The sequence below is a fragment of the Alteromonas sp. CI.11.F.A3 genome (genome assembly GCF_032925565.1).
Lineage (GTDB): Bacteria > Pseudomonadota > Gammaproteobacteria > Enterobacterales > Alteromonadaceae > Alteromonas.
Window position 1 is genome coordinate 4,256,633 of the sequence record NZ_CP136708.1, and the last position, 23,878, is coordinate 4,280,510.

Consider the following 23,878-nt stretch of genomic DNA (forward strand, 5'->3'; position numbering starts at 1 on the left):
CGCTGCGCTAGTCGCCAGCTAAAAGCGCGGCTGCTTTGGGAGCAAAATAAGTAAGAATACCGTCTGCACCAGCACGCTTGAAAGCCAGTAAAGACTCTAGAATTACCGCCTCTTCATTTAACCAACCATTCGCAAATGCTGCTTGATGCATGGCATATTCGCCACTGACTTGATAAGCAAAGGTAGGTACCTTTAGCTCGTCTTTACAACGACGAACAATATCTAAATAGGGCATACCAGGCTTCACCATTACCATATCAGCGCCTTCTTGCACGTCTAAGGCTATTTCGTGTATGGCTTCATCGCTGTTTGCAGGGTCCATTTGATAGGTTTTCTTGTTACCGCCTTTTATATTCGCTGAAGAGCCGACAGCGTCGCGAAATGGCCCGTAATAGGCAGAGGCATACTTGGCTGAATACGCCATAATGCAGGTATTAATAAATCCCTCCCGCTCAAGTGCATCACGAATAACGCCAATGCGCCCATCCATCATGTCAGAAGGTGCAACAATATCTGCGCCTGCTTCGGCATGTGACAATGCTTGCTTGACCAACACATCGATGGTCACATCATTCATCACGTATCCGGCCTCATCCACCAAGCCATCTTGTCCGTGAGACGTAAAAGGATCTAATGCAATATCTGACATTAACATCACATCTGGAAACTGAGCTTTTAATGCACGCATAGCCGTTTGTGCTAAGCCATCCGGGTTAAACGCTTCTTTAGCACACTCGGTTTTAAGTGACATGGGTGTAACGGGAAAAAGGGCTAGCGTACGAATACCAAGGGCTATCCACTTTGCCGTTTCTTCTAATAGTAAATCGATAGATAAACGCTCTACTCCTGGCATTGAAGGCACTTCTTCGCGCTGGCCGGTGCCAGGAAGCACGAATACAGGGTAAATAAGGTCGTTGGTTGTAAGACGTTGCTCGGCAACTAAATCTCGCAGTGCGTCTTTTGCACGTAGGCGTCGCATACGGCGAGCCGGGAAGGAAGCATTCATAAGTTATCCTGAAAACGGTTTGAAAAGTACTTTATTTCGTCCTGATTCTTTCGCAGCATATAGCTGCTCATCCGCTAACCGAAGTAGCGCCTCAGCATGTTCTTCGTCCGTGATAATGCTGGTGGTTAACCCTGCACTAATGGTTAGGTGTATTGCCTCTCCCTCAAACATGAGAGGAGAATTTTCGATACGTTCGCGTATTGCCTCAACAACATGCAAGGCACCTTCGCTGTCGGTATTCGGCAGAATAAGTGCAAATTCTTCCCCGCCTATTCGACATAAATCATCGGATAAACGAAGCAACATACTTTGCATAATGCCCGTTATATGAATTAAACAGGCATCTCCGCCAGCATGACCGTATTTATCATTAATACGTTTAAAGTGGTCCACATCGATTACCGCAATAGACAAAGGCGTGTGCTCGCGTCGGCTTCGTCGGCCTTCTGATTTTAACTTTTTATCAAAGTGACGACGATTATTAATTCCGGTAAGTGGATCGATTGCCGTTAGGCGTTCTAGTTCTTGGTTAACTTCTGACAGTTCACGCAAAGTAATTTCAAGCTCTAACGTTCGTTCTTCAACTTTGTATTCTAAATCATCTTGGTAACGCTGTTGCACTTCTAGAAGATCTTCTTTTGCCTTACTCGCCTGTTTTTCTTGTTCAAGGGCAAATGCTTGCGTGGAAATGAGTTCATCGTAACTGTGACTATAATTAATTGCCAAAATAAGGGCTAAAATCACCGTTTCGACGGTACCAGCGATAATAAGCAAATAGCTCGTAGAAATGCCTAGATTGATTATATTCACGCTATCTAAGCTAACAATGAAGCCACTTAACAATAAAAATAACCACGCTACAGAGAAGTATCGGGCTATAGGCACGCCTTTAAATGATAACCAACCACCTGTGAACATGGCCACAAACACGATTATCGACAACATGACTAAGTAGAGCTTTATGGCAAAGGGGTAAGGCAATATTGTACTTGTGAAAATACAGGCTCCAAATGCCCACGCAGCTACCTTTGAGATTTTATCGACCACAGGGCTAAATTCGGCAATAGGCAGTAAATGCCGCGAAAACAGTACAGCAAATAAAATCGTCGCATTACCAAAAATGAGTACCGCCTTACCCTGAAGCCACGCCTGCTCGGGCCATAAATAGGCGTAGCCCAATCCCTGCAATGAGGCGAGAGTTAAGCCCAAGCTCAGTGCATAGCCGGTGTAGAATAAAAACGAGCGGTTCTTAGTAGTAAAAAATAAGAAGATATTGCTTATGACCATCGCACATAAGAAACCGAAAAACAGCCCTAATGCTAGGTTCTGGCTTGCTGCATATTCTATAAATTCTTTTTCTTCCCACACCGCGATAGGCATGCGAATAGTGCCGCTAGATTCAACGCGAACCACTACGGTTTGCGGTTTAGCACTTAAGGGCAAAGAAAATAGCGGGGTGTTATTCGCGATGGGGCGTACATTGAATGCGAGGTTATCTCCCGCTTGGTAACGCACAACGGGCGAACTTGCTAGCGGCGGGTAAACTGCAACATCAACATTATCGAGCAAGGCATAGTCAATCTCGAAAAGGTAACGTACCGCGCGAGACTTATCAGGCGTAACAACAAAAGAGAACCAATGTACGTCACTGCTCATCCCTAAATTTACCGGCGACACCGCTGGCGTCCAAGTTTTTTGGGCTTTATCAGCGGCGTTATTAGCGGTTTTGTCAAGAACGGTTTCAAAAGTTAACCGCCCCTCGGGATCGTTAATAAAGGCTAACTGGGAAACCCGGCTATTTGTGGTCCGCTCTGGTACGACACTTAGTGCAACAAACGCAAAAATCGATACCGCAACAACGGTGATAACGAAGAGATAAAGATCGTAATTGCGAACCTCTTGACGATTTATGAGCATTACCATTAATCACTGATACAAAATAAACGACAAGTATTAGCATAACTGCTATCTCGTAATTTATCAGGGGCAACCTGCATTAGCTCGCTAATTTGTTCACCAATATGAGGCAATAGCGCAGGCTCATTGTTACGTTTTCTTGGGCGTAAGGTTTTGGGGAATAAGTAAGGGGCATCCGTTTCTAAAATGATACGGTCTAATGGAATGGTGGGTATGGCGTTACGAAGGGCTTCTCCGCGCTTTTCATCACATGCCCAGCCGGTAATACCAATATACAGCCCCATATCTAAATAGGTGTTTAGCTGCGTTGCATCACCCGTAAAACAGTGCGCAATACCGCCGTTAAGCGAAGGCAGCACCTTTTGCAGGCAAGACACTTGTTGTTCAAACGCATCTCGCTCATGAAGATACACTGGCAAGTTCAATTCTACCGCCAACGCGAGTTGGGCTTCGAACACTTTGATTTGAACATCTGGAGGAGAAAAGTTGCGATTAAAATCGAGCCCACACTCCCCTACAGCTACGACGCCAGCGTCATTAGCCATGCTTCTTAAACGAGCGTAGTCACTTTCAACCACATCTTTCGCGTTATGGGGGTGTATGCCTAAGGTATAGCTACAAATTTGCGGAAACTGCTGATGAAGTGCAGCTGCCGCATCCCACTCATTAGGGTGAGTGGTAATAATACACAGCCTGGAAACACCGGCGTCCACTGCATTTGAAATAATCTCTTGAGGATCAAATCTGCGATCTAATAGATTAACGCCAGCGTCAAACCAAGGCATATTATTTTACACGTTTTACTTTCATACGTGTGTTCAGCCCTTCTTTTTTCAAATAGAAAGCACCTAACACTCCACGCTCAATAAGTACGGTTTCACCTTTTTTTACTTTCAACGTGGTATCAATTGTTTGCTGCCAAACCGTGCCGTTATCGAAGGTGATAATGAACTTGCCCCGTGCCGTTTTCGTCAGCTTAGTTATCGTGCCTGCAAATGTGTTAGCTAAGGTTTCAGTTTTGACTTTGTGCTCTAAACCAAACTGTTCGTCTTTAGGCGCAGGGGTTTGGCTTACCGGTGCTTCACGGCGGCGTTCAGAAGCCACGGCAGGCGTACTGTTAGGCATTGCAATGGGTATTCCTGCCTGCGCACCTGAGAGGCGATTTACTTGCTTTTCTACGCGGTCGTAACACACTAAACGTTGAAGGCTATTTTTGGTTTCGCTACATTTGGCGAGCGCTTCGCCTACGGTTTCTGCCTGTGCTAAAAAGGCACTAGAAGAGAGCATACTTACTAACAGTAATAATGCACGTTTGTTCATGGTAAATCCTTTGTTTTGCTTAATTGTTATTCGATTTCAGTGCCAGTTTCTTCGTCGCTATCTCGGCGGCCTTTACCCGCATACAAACTACCTACAACGACGCCTATTTCAAACAATATCCACATAGGAATGGCTAACAGTGTTTGAGAAATAATATCCGGCGGCGTAAGTAACATGCCCACCACGAACGCACCAACGACTACATAGGGGCGTTTTGCTCGAAGTGATTTTGCGTCGGTTACCCCAGTCCAGCACAGTAAGATAATGGCAATGGGAATTTCAAATGAGACCCCAAAAGCAAAGAAGAGTTTCAATACAAAATTAAGATAACTAGAGATGTCAGTACTGACCGTAACACCTTCTGGTGCCACACTATTAAAGAACGCAAACGCGATAGGAAATACCACAAAATACGCAAAGGCCATACCCGCATAGAACAACAAAGTACTTGAGAGTAAAAGCGGTGCAACGAGCTTTTTCTCGTTGCGATATAGCCCAGGCGCTACAAAGCCCCATACTTGATAAAGTACGTAAGGAATAGCGATAAAGAATGACAACACCAGCGTAAGTTTAAACGGTGCGAAAAAAGGTGAGGCAACATCGGTGGCAATCATGCTAGCGTTTTCTGGCATAGAATCAAGCAACGGCAACGCGAGCCATTGATAGAGATCTTGCGAAAAGTACGCCAAACACAAAAAGACCACCAGCACACTTAACAGTGCTTTTAGAATGCGGCTACGAAGCTCAATTAAATGAGATATTAAATTGTTTGCGTCAGACATTTACTGTTTTTTATATGGTTCCTGAACCGACTCAGCCGCTTTTTTAAGCTCATCAACACTTTGTTCAAGCTCTGGCGAGAGATCTTTCAAGCCTTGCTGCTCAGCTTTCTTCAGGTTTTCGTGTAATTCGTGCACGCGCAACTGATGCTCAACTTCTTGCTTAAAGCCCGTTGCTGTATTTCGCACACTTCGAATAGTGTTAATGGTGGACCGCATGGCACCTGGCAAACGTTCTGGACCGAGTATCAACAAGGCCATCACACCAATTACCAATAGCTCCCAAAAGCCAATGTCAAACATCAGGATTTTTCTTTAACGTCGCTCTGCGTTTTAGTTGAAACAGTATCAGCGGTATCATTGTCTTCTACCTGCTTCTTCTGCTCGAAATCGGCATCTTGTTCGCTATCAGTTACTGCTTTTTTAAAGCCTTTGATTGCGCCACCTAAATCGGTGCCAATCCCTTTCAAACGTTTAGTGCCAAAAAGTAAAACTACAATTACTAAGATAATAAGTAACTGCCAGATTCCAATACCGCCCATAAAAATAATCTCCGATACAACAGTTAGGACAGTATGCCACCCAAAGCGCTAGCTTTCACGTGAATATTTGCGTGGATGAATAATCGTTGACGTTTATTATCACAACACGCATCCTGATGGTAATTAATTGATACGGATATCATTTCACCGAGTAATCGATAGAGGGAGTTTGGGTTGTTATGTTGTGTTTAGCTGTGTCGTTGTGTTTATTACTTACTAACCAAAGTGATAACCAGCCTATTCTTACCCGCGAGGTGGTGAATAATGCGCAAAACAATGTTGAATCTCATCAACCTATGCAATGGTTTGATGTGTGGCAACGCAGCTTCACCGACTCTATGGATTTTACTGTTAGTAAGTTTGATGGCTTATTCTCAGATGGTTCGCAAGTTAAAGAGAAGGCCAAAGCAGAAGGCCGAATTCAGCTTAGCTGGGAACCTAGAACCCGAGATATCGCAGAAACCGATCTTAGGTTTCGTATTCGTGTTTCACTCCCCCACCTCGAAAACCGTGTAGATTTACTTTTAAGTGATAATGAAGACGAAACCCAAAGTGACACCATAAAAGCGGCTCGTTCTCCTTCATTAGGAAGGCAAGACAATACGACCATTTCACTGCGATTTCGCCCCGACATAAACTCTCACTATTCATTTCGTATAGGTGCAGGCAGGCGTGACCAACTGTATGTAAAGGCTCGCTACCGCGATGCCTATGCGTTTAATTCCCATTGGGCCATGCTTTACGATACTGAAATATATCAATACACACGGGATCAATTTGGCGCAGAGCTGGGCACCTCTATCCAGCATGTCAGTCGCAGCAATATTGTCACTCGGCTAAATAACCGTTTTTATTTTCGTGACAATAGTAACGACTGGTTGTGGCGACACGAGTTACAACACTTGTACCCTATCAACAACAACAATGCCTTAGTTTACAGCCTTATGGTGGAAGGGTTGAACAAACCTACCTATCAAGTAGAAGAGGTATACACAGGGCTACGTTGGCGTAGTAACCCAATTAGAGAATGGCTTTATTTCGAGGTAGAACCATTCGTACTCTGGCTTCGAAGTGAAGATTTCTCGCCGTCTTACGGTATGGCGCTGCGTTTAGAGGCCTACTACGGAAAAGGCGAGTAACTCTCGTTACTCGCCTTTAGTACATTATCAATAATCTTACTTAGTGATTGCCTGTTACGGGCGTAATGCGCGCTCGCCTCGTGCTAAACCACACACGCCAGTGCGCGATGATTCAATCACTTCAGCACATTGAGCCATGGTGGCCGCAAAAGCATCTAGTTTGTCTGTAGTACCCGTAATTTCAATGGTGTAATTATTCGCATGAACATCTAAAATGCGTCCACGGAAAATATCACTATTGCGCTTTACTTCAGCACGTACTGATTCAGTGCGAGTAGCCACTTTAATTAGCATCAACTCGCGCTCAATATGCGTGCCTTCAGTAAGGTCTACCACTTTAAGCACATCAATAAGCTTATTCACTTGCTTAGTAATCTGCTCAATCACTTTATCATCACCATGAGTAATGATGGTAAGACGCGACAAGCTGCCATCGTCAGTAGGTGCTACACATAACGAGTCTACGTTGTAGCCGCGCTGTGAGAAAACACCCACAATACGTGATAACGCGCCAGGGGCGTTTTCCATTAATACTGAAATAATACGTTTCATCAGGTTCGCTCCGTCTTACTTAAGCGCATATCATCCATAGCGCCAAACTTAATTTGCATTGGATACACGTGCTCGTTTTGGTCTACCGCAATGTCCATAAACACGAGGCGATCTGTAAGACTGAAACATTTCTCCATAGCTGCATCTAATTCGTCTAATTTATCTACTTTGATACCTACATGGCCATAAGACTCAGCAAGTTTCACGAAGTCTGGCATAGAGTCCATGTATGAATGCGAGTGACGACCTTTGTAAATCATATCTTGCCACTGACGAACCATACCTAGCGCTCGGTTGTTCAAAGTAATGATTTTAATCGGCAGGTTGTACTGCAAACAGGTAGACAACTCTTGAATATTCATTTGAATACTACCGTCGCCCGTTACCACGACAGAAGTAGACTCAGGATGTGCAAACTGCACGCCCATAGCTGCTGGTAAACCAAAGCCCATGGTGCCTAAGCCTCCTGAGTTGATCCACTGGCGAGGCTTATCAAACGGGTAATACAAGGCCGCAAACATTTGATGCTGGCCTACGTCGGAGCTAACATAAGCTTCACCATTGGTGTGCTTATAAATAGACTGGATAACTTGCTGTGGCTTGATTACCGTATCGCCTTGCTCGTAGTTCAAACATTCACGAGAGCGCCATTGAGTAATTTGTTGCCACCAATCGGCTAGCTTTTCTTTTTGACCAGATAGGTCTTTATTAACAAGCTGTTCTAAAATTTGGTCGAGTACTTTATCGACTGAGCCAACCACCGGAATATGTGCATTGATGGTTTTAGAGATAGACGCAGGGTCGATATCTACGTGAATAATATCGGCATGCGGGCAGAATTTATCTACGTTATTGGTAACGCGGTCATCAAAACGTGCCCCTAAGGCAATAATGCAATCGGCATTATGCATGGTTTTGTTTGCTTCAAGTGTGCCATGCATACCGAGCATACCTACGAACTGTTCATGTGTACCTGGCATGGCGCCTAAGCCCATAAGCGTACACGTCACAGGCGCATTTAACTTCTCAGCTAGTTCGATAACACGTGATGACGCTTCAGACGTAACTGCACCGCCACCAACGTAAAGTACTGGACGTTCGGCTTTCATCAATGAAGCGACTGCTTTTTTGATTTGCTTAGTATGCCCTCGCTCGGTTGGGTTATACGAGCGCATGGTTACATCTGTGGGAAACACATAAGGGTGATCTTCAGCAACATTAACAATGTCTTTAGGTAAATCGACTACCACTGGGCCAGGGCGACCAGTATTTGCAATGTAGTACGCTTTCGCAATCGCTTCTGGAATATCTACCGCACGCTTCACTAAGAAGCTGTGTTTTACGATTGGGCGAGAACACCCTACCATGTCGGTTTCTTGGAAAGCGTCTTCACCGATATGCTTTGAAGGAACTTGGCCAGACAATACTACCATTGGAATTGAATCCATATAAGCCGTAGCAATACCAGTAATGGTATTGGTTGCACCAGGGCCTGAGGTGACGAGGACTGTGCCGGTTTTGCCAGTTGAACGTGCATAACCATCCGCCATATGAGCGGCTGCCTGTTCATGACGTACGAGGACATGTTCGACATCTTCTTGCGCATATAAAGCGTCATAAATGTCTAGTACGGCACCACCGGGGTAGCCGAACACATGTGTTACTCCTACATCTTTTAGCGCTTCTACCACCATGGCAGCGCCCGACATCATTTTCACAGTACTATCTCCTGTATCGGTTTGGTGTATTGTCAGCGAATGTTGACGATGAGCGGACTATAACGAAGGACGTAGGAAGATAAAACAGCAAACCGTACAAAAGTGAGACATATATCCCAATATTCAAGATAAATAGGATAAATCTTTCGTTATGGTGAAATTAATGGCGATTATTAGGATGAATTTCACAAGAAATTAACAACTAATCGTCATCAATGTCTATTTCAAGGCCGTTGTTATCATCTATTCCCATATTATCGTCTGCATCTTCTGTTACAGCACGCTTAGAACCATAAATACTGGCCGCTTTTGGCCGGTTGATTCGGGTTTGATATTTGACCCACGCTTTAGCTTGAGGTGTTTGCGGCTCACATTGCCCCAGTGCAGCATTGAGATAATTTATTTCAATGTCTGAACTAGGTTCAATCTTGCCATCGACTAAGGCTGCAAACAAACTACCATGGGCTTGCAATAACTTGCTTTCAGAAATTGAAAAATCACCGGAGCGTGCAAAACCATAAGGGTAATGCTTTTTATCAGCAAACGGACGGTTGATCAGTTTCTCTCTGGATAACGTTGTCATATGACCCCCTATCTCAGCCTTTCTAGCTATTATAATACTCCGCATCGTGCGCCGATGAGGAACCATTAACCGCGCGACTGTGCCGCTTGGCTCATTACACTGATAATTAGATAGTTGGGATCAACAATGCTGTCAAACAGGAAAACGTGATAAAAGAAATACTTAATAAAACTGTAAAATGCACCGATAGCGATGCGCGTTACATAAGCAACGCACACTTAGTACTAACGCGCATTCTGATTAAGGTATGTAGAGCAAATACTACTTTCTAGTTTTCGGTACCCAAGCCCAAACCATTTCACACAGAACCGGTTCAATGCCCTGGGCATCCGTTACTTTAACGGCTACCGTCACTTCACCTTTTTCTTGTGTTTGCATTAATACTATTTGTTCATCTGTAAGGTGGGCAACAGCATGCATGTCGCCTTGCGCGCGCTTCACATATTTAAAATTCATTTCTTTGATAAGCGGTAATTTGTCACCAGGTAGGTTAACCCCAACAACAAAGCCCGTTGACGATTCTGCCAACAACGCCATTGCCGCAGCATGCACGCTGCCAATATGGTTTTGCGCCTTCTTATAATTTTTCTGGCGGAAAGTCACTGACTTCAAATCGGTTTCCAGAATATCTATGCTGACCGTGCCCGTTAATTTCACTTTATAGCGGAACATCCACGTCAGCATACGCTGGCGTAGCCATGTTGGATAGGTATTGGCTTTTTTCGCAAAGCTGCGAAGTGGGTTTGGTACGGACATAGTTTTCTCTTCACTTACACTTTCTGGTTTGACCAGTTAGAGTAGGCGCAGCGTCTTCATCTTGCAAGCATTTTTAACAATAGCCCAACAACTTTTGAAGCTCGGTTGTGTGGGTTTCATAATGCTTCCACCTGCCGATAGAGCGCGTATTGATAGGCTCTCTTACTTGTACTTTACTGGCGGTTGAAACCGGCAAGGTATTTTTGTCTACATCGATGCATTGCGCTTCCCATGACAAATTGCAATAAGCGAGCAGCGAAGCCACTTCTTTTTGTGGGTCATTTACCAATGCTTCATACGACTGTAGCCTGATGTTCTCAGGAAACGCTTGTTGAAATGCATGCACCCAGTCACGAAACCCATTATACATCTGCCCTATTGTATTCAAGCTATAGGCGTAAGCGTAATAAGGGCTGTTTATTGAAAATAATTGGCGATAATTGCCCACACATGTATCCATGGGATCTCGCATTAAGCACACAATTTTCGCATTAGGTAGTGCTTGTCGAATTAGATTGATATAGAAAAAGTTGAACGGGAGTTTATCCACCAGCCGCTCTCCTTTGTTGCGCAAATACTGGGTTCGCTCCATATAAAGTTGGCCGATACTTTTTTTATCAATCTGTTGTGCAGCTTGAAGCGTGGCTAAATCGAGAACATGCGGCGAAGCGGTTTTCGTCAAACTTTTCACGGCCACCCCAAAGTCTTGTAATTCACCACCTGACGCGACCTCGCTGTGGTGACTCAATATACGCTCAACTAAGGTCGTGCCTGAACGTGGCATGCCAATAACAAAAATGGGAGCATCACTTTGCTCGCCGTCACTACTGTTTGAATGTGAGCGTGTAATATCGTGCTTTAAATACTGAAACAATTGCGAAAAGCTGGCTAACGAATCTTCACTGGCTTTTGCTTGTGGGGCTTTCGCGTGTTTTAACGCGAAAAAAGCCTTATCGTAATCTCCTAACCCTTCATACTCTTTTGCCAGTGCATGCCCAATATGTAATCTGCCCTCAATGTTATTGCTCGCGCTATCTGCAGCAGCCAGTAACTGAGCGATATGATTGCTATTGGCCGTCGCTTTACCTAAATCTGACAACGCGAAATGCGCCTGATAAAAGTGTGGAGCCAGTTTTATAGCGACTTCAAAATGCTTTCTTGCCGTATCAAATTGCCCGACAAATTTATTGCTGACCGCAAAATTATAATGATACTGAGGGTTCGATGAATCGATAGAAAGTGCCTTGTCAAAATACGCCAATGCTTTTTCATGCAGACCAACGCGGCTAAGTGCTACTCCAACCGTATCTAAATCGAGTGCTCTAGTAAGGCTAGCAGGTTCTGCCTTTGCACTTGCATCAAGTGCTTTGTGCATATCACCTCGCAATGCAAAACACTTCGCTAAATAGGCAAAACTAACAGCCCGTGCTTCAAGCGCATTAGATTTTTCGAGTAACTTAATTGCCTTATTTATTTGTCCTAACTCAATATGAATCACACCTAAAAGAAAATAAGCGTGAGGGTGATCACCAAAGCGCTGGATGACATCCACGCAACATTGGTGTGCACGTTGAAAATCTCGTTGATTTAAAAATCGAACTGCGTTTTCAAATAACTGATTGGGTGTATTCATTTAAACTCTTAAAAAATAAAAAAGGCACCGATTAAAGTGCCTTTATTTATACCACTCGCGATGGTGGTGTTACATACCAAATTGATAGTTGAATTTCAGTCCAACGGTACGTGGCGTTAACAAGTAATGCCCGTAGTTACGTTGGATATCGGTTCCATTTGGTTGAAGCGTGCTATCAAAAGCGCCTAATCCAATATCGCCAACATTCCGTCTGGTTGATGTGAATGCATATTTATCAAACAAGTTGTCGATGTAAAAGGTGACTGACCAATCTTCGTCGGAAATACGCGCATTAAGATTACTTACCGCGTAGCCAGGTAACGCTTCGCCATCTTGACGTAAACCCACTGTGGTATAAATGTCACTTTGCGCAGTAATACCGTAGTTAACGTCCAGCATTTTATCGTCAAAAATTTCTTGGCTATACGTTATACCAAGAGAAAATTGATGTTCTGCAGAACCTGGTAGCCTATCGCCATCTTTACCGTCGAAGTAATCTTGAAGCTCCGTTCCTTGCTCATCAATCACCCCAAATAGAAAAGGCGCATCGGCGGTAAGTTCCGCTTTTGTATAAGCGTAGGTAGCATAAGCTCTGATATTATCACTCAATAAGGTGCGCAATGAGAGCTCAACCCCTTTCGAAGCCGCACCTTCTGCGTTAACGGTAATAGGTTGTTGGCCATTAACCGTAGCGCCCGATACTTGCGGATCTGCCCAGTCTACATAAAACAAGGCGGTGTTAACTTGTAGCTTGTTACTAAAGTAACTGGTTTTCACACCGGCTTCATAGTTAGTTGTTGTGTCAGCCTCATAAAGTTGCTCTTCAGGCTCAGCACAAATAATCTGATTATTAAGCTCATCAATGTTATCTGGACAAGCTGCTACACTGTTGGCGCCACCAATGCGGAAACCTTCACTGATGGTCACGTAACCCATTGTGTCCGACGTAAACTGGTAGCTCGTATTGAATTTAAGTAGTGTACCGCTATCGTCTGCGGATTCTTCACCATAGTCTAAGACGATAGAATCAGAATCTCGTCCCTCAAATACCGAGTAGTAAAGAGGTAAGTCTACCGCAGAGCGACTAAAGACTTCATATTCGTAGGCGCGAAGACCCAAGGTGATATCCCACTTATCGGTGAGCTCATAAGTAAGTTCACCAAATAATGCTTTCTCCGTTACCTCTGAATGATCTACAGAGTAATACTCAAGGTCGTCTGGTCGATAATTACCGCCCACTTCCCACACATCTATAGCATATTCGTCAAAGTTAGGAGTGTATTCTTTACTACTTCCGTCACTATCAACGTCATAGTAAAAGCCGCCTACAATCCAAGATAATGGCCCACTACCTTGAGAAACTAACCGTACTTCTTGCGTAAAGATCTCACGTTCTTCCACTTCTTCCGTGTAGGCAGAAAATGCGGGGAACTCTTCGTAGCTATAATCTAAGCGAATAAGCAGATCAGTTTGGTCACGTTGTCCATTTGCTTCAAATTTTGAGAAGCCCGTAGCAGTAACAAGCTCTGCAAATCCTAAGTCTGCTTTAACCTCTAAGCTTAATAATGAATCTTCCCTTTCTCGAGGCTCTTCATAGCGATAAGCTGATTCGTACTTGCCGACAATATCACTTAACGGGTTTTCGTCAGATAAAGCGTCATAATGCGTGATTGAACGGCCTTCAACGTCTTGCTTTTGATAGAAGTAAGTCAGGGTTGCATCAATGTCGTCGGTGGGCACCCAGCGCACTGCAACACGACCAGTGAGTGTATCTTCACCGTTTGCATCTTTTACTTGCTCAATATTGTCGCTCACTGCGTCACTGTCTGACCAGTCAGGATTGGGAAGCGACACACCACCGTCTTTAACGACATAGTTATAATCGAGATAGCCTGGGTTGTTGAGGTAATTTAATGATGCTCTTATTCCCAACTCACCCTCAATAATAGGTGCGTTGAAAACAAAGCTACCTTCCCCACCAAGAGAATCACTTTCATTAATACTGAAAACATCGGCAGTGACTTCCCCAGAAGCAAAATCAAGATCGACCGCTTTTGGAATGTAACGAATTGCCCCACCTAATGTGCCAGCACCATACAAGGTCCCTTGTGGACCAATAAGCACCTCTACACGATCCACATCGAGTAAACGCATATTTAAAAACAGAGGGATATCGCCAAAGTAGGTTGCTACGGTGCCGCCGTCTGAACTTGGACCCGAAGAGTTGGTATTTAACCCTCTCACAATAATAGGTGAGTCATCACGACCACCTTGGTCGGTGACGGTTAAACCTGGTACCCAGCGTGCCACTGAGTCTAAATCTTCGATATTTTGCTGAGCCAACACGTCCGATGTTATGGCGGAGATATTAATTGGAACTTCCTGCAGAGAACCACTTCGGCGGGTTGCAGTAACTTCAATTTTTTCTACTTGTTTTTCATCTACAGTAACTTCTTGGGCGACAACCGCACTGCTGGTTAAAGCAGTAAATACAGCGCCGGCAACCAAAGAGTACCCGAAGGTGCTGCCTTGATAGTGCATGCTTATGTTTTCTCCTGGCGTGGCTTCTATCTAATACCCATTTGTTTTCTTATTGGGCACGTACATCAGTATTTTCAGCATGACTCGTAGCAGAATCTATGCCGTAAAAGGCGCGCATTCTAAAGCAAAAACACATTAATACTTAATATTTTTTGAATAAATATGCTCTAATATCGCGCATGCATGCACTATTTTGAAATAAAGCTACTGATAGCCGCATTTCATGCAAGCTTAATCATTGATAATTATGCATTTTTACCCAGCATCACCAATTTAGTGAAATTACGCCCCAAAAAAGTGCGAAAACTCAAGAATAAAAACCCATTCAAAATTTAGGGTCTTTTTATACGTATATTAGTAGGAAATTTACATTCAACTGCGCTTTAGTGAGCGTACTTACGCGCTTTTATCAGCAATTTACGCTCAAATGAACAAGCTTAATTTAATTAGTGGTGCAATTTCAGGATTAGAGACGCGTCGAATTTTAGGCATTACTGCGTAGGAAATGGAATTGGTAACTGGTCGACACTCGGTCGCCGAGAACCGGTCGCGGCCACACAGGGGGCGCATTACCATAGCAGGCTAATTTAAATTAATTACTAAGATATGAAAATTTGGAGCGGAAAACGAGATTTGTAACTGGCCGACACTCGGTCGCCGGGAACCGGTCGCGGGCCCACAGGGGTCGCTTTATTCAATCTGATATGATGCTAACGTAATTTGAAGTATAAAATTTGGAGCGGAAAACGGGGTTTGTAACTGGCCGACACTCGGTCGCCGAGAACCGGTCGCGGCCCCACAGGGGGCGCACTAATCAGAGTGATTAATGTTTTATTCGTTCAGAGTATAAAAATTTGGAGCGGGAAACGAGATTCGAACTCGCGACCCCGACCTTGGCAAGGTCGTGCTCTACCAACTGAGCTATTCCCGCATAGAGTCGATGCTGTTGCATCTGATGATACTCACTACCATTTGGATTGTGATAGGAGTTTTTTTGGAGCGGGAAACGAGATTTGTAACTCGCCGGGAACCGGTCGTGACCCGTGGGGTCGCGCTTTCACACTCTAAGTGTAAATCTTTCGATTCACACTAAATTTTTTTGGAGCGGGAAACGAGATTCGAACTCGCGACCCCGACCTTGGCAAGGTCGTGCTCTACCAACTGAGCTATTCCCGCATACAAAAAAAGGCACTTCGTTTTGAAGTGGTGCGCATTGTACAAAAATATTTTTATTTGGCAACCATTAATTGGATTTTTTTGTACAAACGCACCTTTACCGCTTAAATCGTGAACACTTTCTCACGATAGTAGCGCATTTCTTCAATAGACTCGCGAATATCATCAAGGGCAAGATGAACACCCTTTTTATCAAATCCGTCTAATACTTCAGGCTTCCATCGCTTAATCAGCTCTTTTACGCTGCTCACATCGATACTGCGATAGTGAAAGTATTCTTCTAGCTCTGGCATGTACTTCACCATAAAGCGTCTATCTTGACCTATAGTGTTACCACACAAAGGCGATTTACCTGCATCAACATAGTCAGCTAAAAACGCCATCGTTTGGCGAGCGGCTTCAGCTTCATTTATCGTACTCGCACGACAACGCGCTGTAAGCCCAGTTTCACCGTGTACTCGCGTACACCACTCATCCATACTATCGAGCACGTCATCAGGCTGATGCACTGCAATAACAGGGCCTTCAGCTAGCACATTTAGCTGTGCATCTGTGACTATGGTGGCAATTTCCATTACCACACAAGTCTCTGGATCGAGCCCTGTCATCTCCATATCAATCCACACTAAATTACTGTCGTGCTTTGTCATCGGCTTCCTCTTAGTACTGAGGCATGGCAACCATGCCCTACAAACGTTATTATAAGTGCAGTATACGTGAACTAGAAAAGAATCGTGGCGAAAAAACCAAAACTTACACACAGACAGAAACGCCAAGTCGCAGCCAATAGAAGTAAACGGTTGCAAGATAAGCATGGTGGCAATAAGCAATCATCGCTAGATGAAAGCCAATTGATAAGCGGCGTTGTGACCGGTCGCTTTGGTAAACATGCCGATGTTGAAGACGCCGAGGGCAATGTGTCACGGTGTCATATCCGCCGTACCGTTGATTCTGTGGTATGTGGCGATAAAGTACTTTTCAGTAAAGGCGACGATGCCGACTCTGGTAGTGTACGTGGTGTTATTGAAATTGTTAACGACCGCCATTCAGTGCTTACCCGCCCCGATTTTTACGATGGTATAAAGCCCATCGCCGCTAATATCGATAAAATTATTGTGGTAAGCGCTACCCTGCCTTCATTATCTACGCACATTATCGACCGCTATTTAGTAGCCTGTGAAGATATTGGTATTACGCCCTTTATTGTTTTAAACAAAGTAGAGCTCCTTTCACAAAGTGAAAGAGAAACCATTAATGAGCAATTAAAGGTTTATACCGACTTAGGTTATGACGTGCTTTTCACCAGTTGTAAGACCGGTGAGGGTATTGATGAGCTTAATGCCTACCTTGATAACAATGTTAGTGTTTTCGTAGGGCAATCGGGTGTAGGAAAATCCAGCTTAATCAACCAAGTTTTGCCTGGTGCCGACATTCTCACCGGTGAAGTATCAGATAACTCAGGCTTAGGCCAACACACCACGACCGCAGCCAAGCTTCTGCATTTACCGGCTGGCGGTGATTTAATTGACTCTCCAGGGGTTCGTGAATTCGGCTTGTGGCACATTCCCACCGAACGAATTACGTGGGGTTTTATTGAATTCAGAGATTACTTAGGCGGGTGTAAATTCCGTGACTGTAAACACCTTAACGATCCTGGCTGTATTCTTCGGGAAGCGGTTGATGAAGGAAAGATTAATGCCGAGCGTTTTGCTAGCTACCACAAAATATTAACTACCATGGACGAGCAGCGTCCGAGCCACAGTCAACCACCTGGCGCATAAGGCTCAAATTTACGCTTTGTTTGGCTTGTTGAAACAGAATATAGACACAACTTCAACAAGCCCACCCCATCTGGCTTATTCCAAGTTTGTAGCATACATAATCTTAAAGTTGCTTACGCGCATATAAGTTAGGGTACAATTAACCTGTCTTTTTAATGGAGAGCTTTCGTGCTGGACTGGCTTAAAATAAACTTACAATACATTACCCCTAAACATTTGTTGTCACGCCTAGTAGGCAAATTAGCGGCAGCAGAGCTTGGTGGTTTCACTACGTTTCTTATCAAGCTTTTCATCAAGCAATATAATGTTGATATGAGCGAGGCCTTACATTCAGATCCTGCCCATTATCGCAGTTTCAATGCCTTCTTCACTCGCCCATTGAAACCAGAAGTTCGCACTGTTGACCCACGAGAAGAGGTGTTAATTCAAGCGGTCGATGGCACGGTAAGTCAATTTGGCGACATTGAAGCTGACAGTATATTTCAAGCTAAAGGGCACGATTTTAGCCTTACCAGCCTATTAGGCGGAAAGCCAGATTTAGCGGCGCCGTTTAAAGACGGAAAATTTGCCACCATTTATTTAGCCCCACGAGACTACCATCGCATTCATATGCCGGTAGAGGGTACGCTGACCGACATGGTGTATGTGCCTGGTGAGTTATTCTCAGTAAACCCACTTACCGCTCAAAACATCCCAAGCTTGTTTGCCCGCAACGAGCGTGTTGTCGCGTTATTTGATACCCCTGTAGGCAAAATGGCGATGGTATTGGTTGGTGCTACGATTGTGGCCAGTATAGAAACCGTTTGGGCAGGCACTGTATCGCCACCTACCGGTAAAAATGTTCAACACTGGGCTTACGAAAAAGATACCGAAGCGAGCGTACACCTTGAGAAGGGCGATGAGCTAGGTCGCTTTAAGTTGGGCTCGACCATTGTGGTATGTTTTGAAAAAGACATGATTGATTTTGATGCATTAGCACCTGGGCAAGTAACCCGTTTAGGTGAACCTATGGCTTTTGTTGCGAACGCTTCAGTCAATACTGATGCAAGCGCTGATTTAGGCACGCAAGCGACAACAAGCTAGTTTATGAATGCAGTAAAACGAAGCTTGATATCACTACACTTTACCGTTGTTCTATTGGGCGGTACCGCACTTTTTTCACACTTAGTGCCCCTCAGTGCCAGTGATATCACGCTAATGCGCTCGGTATTTGCCTGTATCGCATTGTTCCTCTTCCTTAAGTTTTCTAGCGAAAACTTGACGCTGGCAAGTCGTAAAGATTATCTGATAGCGATAGGGCTAGGTATTTTGATGGCCCTTCATTGGGTAACCTACTTTGCGGCGATGCAATACTCTAGTGTTTCGGTAGGTATGATTGCGCTATTCACTTTCCCGGTGATTACCGTACTGATAGAGCCATTCTTTGAAAAAGTAAGCTTGGTATGGCAAGACATAGTATCTGCGCTAACGGTTATTGCAGGTGTATATTTTATTGTGCCTGAAACGTCGCTGGATAATGACATTACCTTAGGCGTACTTATTGGCGTAGGCTCTGCGGTGCTTTATGCGTTCAGAAACCTTATTCACCGAAAACACTTCAAACAATACAGTGGCGCTAAAGCCATGGCGTGGCAAACTTTAGTCATTGCTATTTTTTTGCTTCCTACTGGTAGTAATGAAATTGCAGATGCCCCGATGAGTGCATGGTTAATGCTACTGTTATTAGGGACTGTCTTTACCGCGTTGCCACACGCTTTAATTGCAGCAAGTTTACGTCATTTGCGAGCAAAGACCTTTTCACTTATTGCCTGTATGCAGCCTTTCTACGGGGTTATTCTTGCCGTATTACTGTTAGATGAAAACCCCAGTGGCAGCACACTATTGGGCGGCATTCTTATTACTTCTGCCTCTATTTACGAAACGCTCAATACCCATAAACTGCATGGCAAGTCCGACAAGGACAGTGACTAAATGCTTATTATTGCCCACAGAGGTGCGAGTACGCTTGCACCTGAAAACACTCTTAAAGCATTCATACTAGCCTTCAAGCAACAATCAGATGGAATAGAGTTCGACACCTACCAGCATGATGATGCCATTGTGGTGTTTCATGATAAAACCCTAGGGCGCACTACAAACGGTTCAGGGTTGTTATTACAAACCCCACTGGCAGAGTTAAAGCAGCTAGACGCCGGAGAAGGTGAAGTTATCCCTACCTTGGAAGAGGTGCTAACTACCTTGCCTGATGGAGCGCTTTGCAATATTGAAGTAAAACACTTACATAATGCCGAAACCTGGGTGCAAGATGTAAAACAGGCCGTGGAAGATGCACAAATAAATCCGAATACGTTGCTTGTTTCTTCGTTTAATCATCATTGGTTAGCCGCGATAAGTGCATTATGGCCACAGGTGGCTATTGGCGCATTAACCGCTACCTACGCGCTTGATGCTACGCACTGCGCCCGCCAGCTTAAAGCGAAATCTATTAACATTGCATTAGATGTGGTGAATGCTGATTTTGTGAATACGGCGAAACAGGCAGGATTGGATGTGTATGTTTATACGGTGGATGAACCTGAAGATATGCTTCAGTTGAAGCTGTGGGGTGTAACCGGTATTTTTACCAACGTACCCAACATAGCAAAACGAGTTCTTAATTAAGACGCTAACACTTTGGGTTTTTGGTTTATAGCAATTTACGTCAGAAAATTAACGTAGAATTTAAACTATTCTATTTCGGTAGATAAGTGATTAGAAAATACCGTTTCTTTACAGCACTTACATTGACGACACAAACGCATGTTAATCCAATGCCCTGCCACAATAAGTAAAGCACCCACAGCAATGGTGAACGGCTCGTAGGCTTCACCAAACATATTCTTGTTCCAGTAAATTGCACCACCGGTAAACAGTAACGCCAACGGATAATAACGACCGTGATAGCGAGTGGCCCCGCCGATAAGTGCAACCGCACCAATAATTAACGAAATAGTTAATATGGTTCGTTCAAACCAAATTTGTGCAAAAAACGAAGAGCCAATAAGGGGTAATAAAGGCACAACAACAGGCAGCGCTAGGCAATGCAACGCACACAAGCTCGACACCCAAATGCCAAGTCTGTCTAATTTTGTTGGATTGTCTTCTACCGGATTCATTTACTGTACCTTTGTAACATCAAAAACTTTAAAACTCGTCACTGTACACGCTTTAGTTATAACAATAGCTGCACGCGCACTGTAACCGCAGAGTAACTCTGCCAGAGACGTTATAATATAACATTTTAAGGGGAATGCGAAACTTTCCCCTATGATATTTTCAATCTTTAACAGAACAAATTGCCATAAGTGAAGATTCAAGTTGGTAAATAGCTGATTATTAACAGGTAAAATATCGACGTGCTGATCACGGAAAAAGCAGAAAAGGAAAAAGTAGTGCTTATTGCTTCAATGAAACTAACAAGGGCTATTCATTGGGCGCGGAGACTATTCATTGGGCGCGGCCGCTTGAGCCTCTGACAGCGGTTTTCGATAGGCTTCTTTTGCCAAGGTGCTATTAGAGACACCATTGGAGGTATTAGCCACTCCCTCGAAGTAATCATTTACCGACGCCAAAGCAATTCCCTCGTTAGCGAGGTTAGGCAAAGTGTGTGCTAAAAAGGTAATGGTTTCTGGATAGGGGTGTGCAATAACCACAACGGTGCCATTTCGTTTAGCTAATCGTTTTGTGTATTCGAACTGCTTATTAAGTGATGCTACCGAGCGATCATTATCCAGGAACACCTGCCGGCTCGCGTTAGGCACCCCCACTCTATCTGCTACTTGTTGCGCTGTGGTATTTACACTCGTTCTACTATCGACAAAGAAAAGCCCTTGGCGCTTTATCTCTTCCATAATGGTTTGCATGGCGGGTTCTTTAACCGTAAATGCACTGCCCATGTGATTATTAACCCCCACCGCATTTGGCACACTTTTAAGTGCAGCTCTTAGCGTATGAGTAATGGCAGCAGGATACATATCGGTGGATAAACCTAAGGGGCCCATGGCTTTGCCACTGGTTGATTGCATTGGCATGTGTAACATGACCGCACGGCCTTGCTGCTCGGCTTTACGTGAAATAGTTTGTGCAAGAGGGGTTTGCGGTAAGATGGAAAAGGTAACTTCACTAGGAAGCGCAAAGGCCGCCATATCTGATTTTCTGTATCCCAGATCATCAAGAATTATAATAACGCGAGGCTTTACAGGGATAGTCGCTGACCCAGCAGCATGACTCGTAAAACTCGTCATTATTATTAACGATAAAATACACAGACGCCAAAGCACCTTCATCTACGTTTATTCACTTCCATTATTGATTTTATTATTTCCGCGCGCACTGCTGGTACTAACAACTAGGCTAAACCAAATAAGAGCCAAGCCAGATAAAAAGTGTGGCTGCATCTTGGTTACACTGAACCAGCATTAATGCAGCATACCAATTTACAAAAAGGAAACAAGCACTGCTAAGCCGTTCTTAGTGTGTAAAGGTTGCGTAAAGAGTGACCAGGTCGCTCAATTTCAGCTTTAATAGTCGATAAGGTTACAACGTATACTATTTATTGTGGGGTAATTATGATTTCTTCTGTAAACAGCTCAGCCATGCAAGCAGGCATGCCACCTCGCCCTGAAGGCCAAGCACTTAGCGATACTCAAAAAGAATCTGTAAGCGATATTTTGTCATCTTACGACCCAGAAAACTTATCAAGCGAAGATGCTGCTTCCATTGTAGAACAATTCAAAGAGGCAGGTATCGAGCCTAGTAAATCTTTGAATAGCGCGTTAAGCAGTGCAGGTTTTGAAGGTAAAAATATTGCTGAATTAGCGGGTATGGGCAAACCACCGCCTCCTCCACCACCACAACAAGAAGCATCGAACTTACCAGACAATTCCACATTTTCAATAACGGTATAATCCGTTCGAGCATAGGGTTTAACTTTTCGCACTGGGCTTTTGAATAAGCTCTGGACTCACTTTGCGTAGCATTTTTACCGTACATTAAAAGATGAGGTTGAATCAGTGCGATAAGTGAAACCAAGCTATTGTAGTTGCGAAGTCAATTAAACCAAGCGGTGGGGTTTAGCGCTTTTCCCTTATGACGTATTTCAAAATACAAATTAGGGTAATCTTGTCCGCCGCTTCTTCCTACCAAAGCAATACTTTCACCAGAAAGAATATCGTCGCCAGCTTGTTTCAACAACGCTTGGTTGTGCCCGTAAACACTCATATAACCATCGCCATGGTCGACAATGGCCACTAAACCAAACCCGCGAAGCCAGTCAGCATAAAGTACCTTGCCCGATGCCACGCTTTTTACCGCCTCGCCTTCAGAACCATCAATAATAATACCTTTCCAGCGCACTTGCCCTTGCCTACGGTTGCCAAAGAGTTTACGAATGTGACCTTCAACAGGCACTAGCAACTTGCCCTTTAATTTGGCCAACCCATCAAGCGATACCTTGGCTCGAGCCGCAGCGCGCTCGGCAGCAATACGGGCGGCTTCAATAGCGTCTAGTAACGCTTTTTCATTTGCCTGCATGGTGGCAATTCGTCCGCTTTCACTGGCGATGGTTTTATTAAGTTTGGCTAACGTTTGCTTTCTATCGTCTTGGCGAGTTAACAATACCCCGCGCTGACTTTCTTGTGTCTTGCGAAGGGCGAGCAGAGATTCCGCTTTTTCAGCCAGTTCTTCGGTTACCGCTTCAAGGCGAGCTACGTTGTCTCTGAATCGAGTGATTTCTTGCTGACGGGCTTTGGCTAAATACTGATAGTACGTAATGACCCGTTCGAAATTACGGGCATCTTCTTGATAGAACAGCATTTTAGCGTAGTCGTAATGCCCTGCCATAAAGGCACTTTTCAACTGACTTGAAAGTAAGGACTGTTGCTGGCGAATGGCTTCTTTTAAGCCTTCTTGCTCTTCAACAAGCGCTTCTTCTTCCGCTAACACACTATTTAATTGCTGTTTGTTTTGCGCCAAGGCTTTCGCCACTTTCGCTATTTCAAGCTCTGAGCGCTTGAGTACTTGCTCAAGTTCATGTGCGCTAGCTTTGTTATTTTCTAAAACCTGCTGACGCGCTCTTAATTCAACTTGCAATTCTGCCAGCTTCTCTTGGCTAACATCTTGCGCAGCCGCGGTAAATGAGACTATGCCCAAGCCGAATATGGCAGCCAGAAAACATACAATTGAGCAAAAGCGTTGAGTAAACATAAAAAGGTAATAGCAGCCTTTGGCGGTGTATTGGTGGTAAAAACAGATTGCAGAATTTGCCTACAATCATGGTGATAGTTAGCGTATCAGTGTATCTGAGGGCTAGATTAAATCCCAGTGCAATTTGGTTGTAATATCAAGCAGCTATTGTACCGCACACAATTACCATACACGCTTGTCTATTGCAGGGTG

Annotated in this window: 23 protein-coding genes and 2 tRNA genes; 6 read left to right on the plus strand and 19 right to left on the minus strand. The window is 44.2% G+C overall.

The features are described 5' to 3' along the window. Positions 1-7: 7 nt before the first annotated feature. The 7 genes from hemB to tatA are packed head-to-tail and all read right to left on the minus strand — an operon-like array spanning position 8 to position 5,564. On the minus strand, positions 8-1,006 hold the full coding sequence (gene hemB / locus R1T43_RS18315; RefSeq protein WP_317350838.1) for a porphobilinogen synthase: 999 nt from the start codon (positions 1,004-1,006) through the stop codon (positions 8-10). Positions 1,007-1,009: 3 nt separating this feature from the next. Beyond that, positions 1,010-2,923: a diguanylate cyclase gene (locus tag R1T43_RS18320; protein ID WP_317350840.1), complete on the minus strand. Its 1,914-nt coding sequence runs from the start codon at positions 2,921-2,923 to the stop codon at positions 1,010-1,012. A 5-nt stretch (positions 2,924-2,928) separates the two neighbouring features. Beyond that, a complete protein-coding gene (locus R1T43_RS18325) occupies positions 2,929-3,708 on the minus strand; it encodes a TatD family hydrolase (RefSeq protein WP_317350843.1) in 780 nt (259 codons plus the stop codon). 1 nt (position 3,709) lies between these two features. After that, positions 3,710-4,243 (minus strand): hypothetical protein, encoded by a 534-nt coding sequence (locus R1T43_RS18330; RefSeq protein WP_317350844.1) that lies wholly within the window; start codon positions 4,241-4,243, stop codon positions 3,710-3,712. 26 nt (positions 4,244-4,269) lie between these two features. Beyond that, positions 4,270-5,025: a twin-arginine translocase subunit TatC gene (gene tatC / locus R1T43_RS18335; protein ID WP_057794275.1), complete on the minus strand. Its 756-nt coding sequence runs from the start codon at positions 5,023-5,025 to the stop codon at positions 4,270-4,272. After that, complete coding sequence (gene tatB / locus R1T43_RS18340) at positions 5,026-5,325, minus strand: Sec-independent protein translocase protein TatB (RefSeq protein WP_013785614.1); 300 nt, start codon at positions 5,323-5,325, stop codon at positions 5,026-5,028. Then, a complete protein-coding gene (tatA, locus tag R1T43_RS18345; RefSeq protein WP_211068947.1) occupies positions 5,325-5,564 on the minus strand; it encodes a Sec-independent protein translocase subunit TatA in 240 nt (79 codons plus the stop codon). The genes tatB and tatA overlap by 1 nt, the downstream gene beginning before the upstream one ends. A gap of 179 nt (positions 5,565-5,743) precedes the next feature. Here tatA and R1T43_RS18350 point away from each other — a divergent pair, with 179 nt between their 5' ends. After that, a complete protein-coding gene (locus R1T43_RS18350; RefSeq protein WP_317350847.1) occupies positions 5,744-6,703 on the plus strand; it encodes a hypothetical protein in 960 nt (319 codons plus the stop codon). Between the two features lie 54 nt (positions 6,704-6,757). On the opposite strand, the gene ilvN is transcribed toward R1T43_RS18350, so the two are convergent. From ilvN to orn, 9 genes are all read right to left on the minus strand, one after another. Continuing rightward, a complete protein-coding gene (gene ilvN / locus R1T43_RS18355) occupies positions 6,758-7,255 on the minus strand; it encodes an acetolactate synthase small subunit (protein ID WP_013785617.1) in 498 nt (165 codons plus the stop codon). Beyond that, complete coding sequence (locus R1T43_RS18360; protein WP_211068949.1) at positions 7,255-8,973, minus strand: acetolactate synthase 3 large subunit; 1,719 nt, start codon at positions 8,971-8,973, stop codon at positions 7,255-7,257. The genes ilvN and R1T43_RS18360 overlap by 1 nt, the downstream gene beginning before the upstream one ends. 202 nt (positions 8,974-9,175) lie before the next feature. Next, positions 9,176-9,556, minus strand: a complete 381-nt coding sequence (gene maoP / locus R1T43_RS18365; RefSeq protein ID WP_317350849.1) for a DUF413 domain-containing protein — start codon at positions 9,554-9,556, stop codon at positions 9,176-9,178. A gap of 261 nt (positions 9,557-9,817) precedes the next feature. Next, positions 9,818-10,312, minus strand: a complete 495-nt coding sequence (locus R1T43_RS18370) for a DUF4442 domain-containing protein (RefSeq protein WP_317350851.1) — start codon at positions 10,310-10,312, stop codon at positions 9,818-9,820. 73 nt (positions 10,313-10,385) lie between these two features. After that, the gene (locus tag R1T43_RS18375; protein ID WP_317350853.1) at positions 10,386-11,945 is read right to left on the minus strand and encodes a sulfotransferase; all 1,560 of its coding nucleotides are present in this window, start codon (positions 11,943-11,945) and stop codon (positions 10,386-10,388) included. A 69-nt stretch (positions 11,946-12,014) separates the two neighbouring features. After that, the gene (locus R1T43_RS18380) at positions 12,015-14,486 is read right to left on the minus strand and encodes a TonB-dependent receptor (RefSeq protein WP_317350854.1); all 2,472 of its coding nucleotides are present in this window, start codon (positions 14,484-14,486) and stop codon (positions 12,015-12,017) included. Between the two features lie 855 nt (positions 14,487-15,341). After that, positions 15,342-15,417, minus strand: a tRNA-Gly gene (locus tag R1T43_RS18385). A 169-nt stretch (positions 15,418-15,586) separates the two neighbouring features. Continuing rightward, positions 15,587-15,662 (minus strand) — tRNA-Gly (locus R1T43_RS18390). Positions 15,663-15,766: 104 nt separating this feature from the next. Further along, positions 15,767-16,312 carry an oligoribonuclease gene (gene orn, locus R1T43_RS18395; protein WP_317350856.1) on the minus strand — a complete coding sequence of 182 codons (546 nt, stop codon included), beginning with the start codon at positions 16,310-16,312 and terminating at the stop codon, positions 15,767-15,769. Positions 16,313-16,396: 84 nt separating this feature from the next. Here orn and rsgA point away from each other — a divergent pair, with 84 nt between their 5' ends. The 4 genes from rsgA (at position 16,397) to R1T43_RS18415 (ending at position 20,104) form a co-directional block, all read left to right on the plus strand. After that, entirely contained in the window at positions 16,397-17,443 is a 1,047-nt protein-coding gene (gene rsgA, locus R1T43_RS18400; RefSeq protein ID WP_317350858.1) for a small ribosomal subunit biogenesis GTPase RsgA, read from the plus strand. A gap of 168 nt (positions 17,444-17,611) precedes the next feature. Beyond that, the gene (gene asd, locus R1T43_RS18405; protein WP_317350860.1) at positions 17,612-18,526 is read left to right on the plus strand and encodes an archaetidylserine decarboxylase; all 915 of its coding nucleotides are present in this window, start codon (positions 17,612-17,614) and stop codon (positions 18,524-18,526) included. A 3-nt stretch (positions 18,527-18,529) separates the two neighbouring features. After that, the gene (locus R1T43_RS18410; protein WP_317350862.1) at positions 18,530-19,414 is read left to right on the plus strand and encodes a DMT family transporter; all 885 of its coding nucleotides are present in this window, start codon (positions 18,530-18,532) and stop codon (positions 19,412-19,414) included. Then, the gene (locus R1T43_RS18415) at positions 19,415-20,104 is read left to right on the plus strand and encodes a glycerophosphodiester phosphodiesterase (RefSeq protein WP_317350864.1); all 690 of its coding nucleotides are present in this window, start codon (positions 19,415-19,417) and stop codon (positions 20,102-20,104) included. A 65-nt stretch (positions 20,105-20,169) separates the two neighbouring features. Here the strand turns inward: R1T43_RS18415 and R1T43_RS18420 are convergent, their stop codons facing one another. Both R1T43_RS18420 and R1T43_RS18425 read right to left on the minus strand, forming a co-directional pair. After that, complete coding sequence (locus R1T43_RS18420) at positions 20,170-20,598, minus strand: MerC domain-containing protein (protein WP_211068959.1); 429 nt, start codon at positions 20,596-20,598, stop codon at positions 20,170-20,172. A 327-nt stretch (positions 20,599-20,925) separates the two neighbouring features. Then, positions 20,926-21,726: a divergent polysaccharide deacetylase family protein gene (locus R1T43_RS18425; RefSeq protein ID WP_317350867.1), complete on the minus strand. Its 801-nt coding sequence runs from the start codon at positions 21,724-21,726 to the stop codon at positions 20,926-20,928. Positions 21,727-22,050: 324 nt separating this feature from the next. On the opposite strand from R1T43_RS18425, the gene R1T43_RS18430 reads away from it, so the two are divergent. Next, complete coding sequence (locus R1T43_RS18430; protein ID WP_317350869.1) at positions 22,051-22,389, plus strand: hypothetical protein; 339 nt, start codon at positions 22,051-22,053, stop codon at positions 22,387-22,389. A 142-nt stretch (positions 22,390-22,531) separates the two neighbouring features. On the opposite strand, the gene R1T43_RS18435 is transcribed toward R1T43_RS18430, so the two are convergent. After that, on the minus strand, positions 22,532-23,686 hold the full coding sequence (locus tag R1T43_RS18435) for a murein hydrolase activator EnvC family protein (protein ID WP_317350871.1): 1,155 nt from the start codon (positions 23,684-23,686) through the stop codon (positions 22,532-22,534). Positions 23,687-23,878 lie beyond the last annotated feature (192 nt).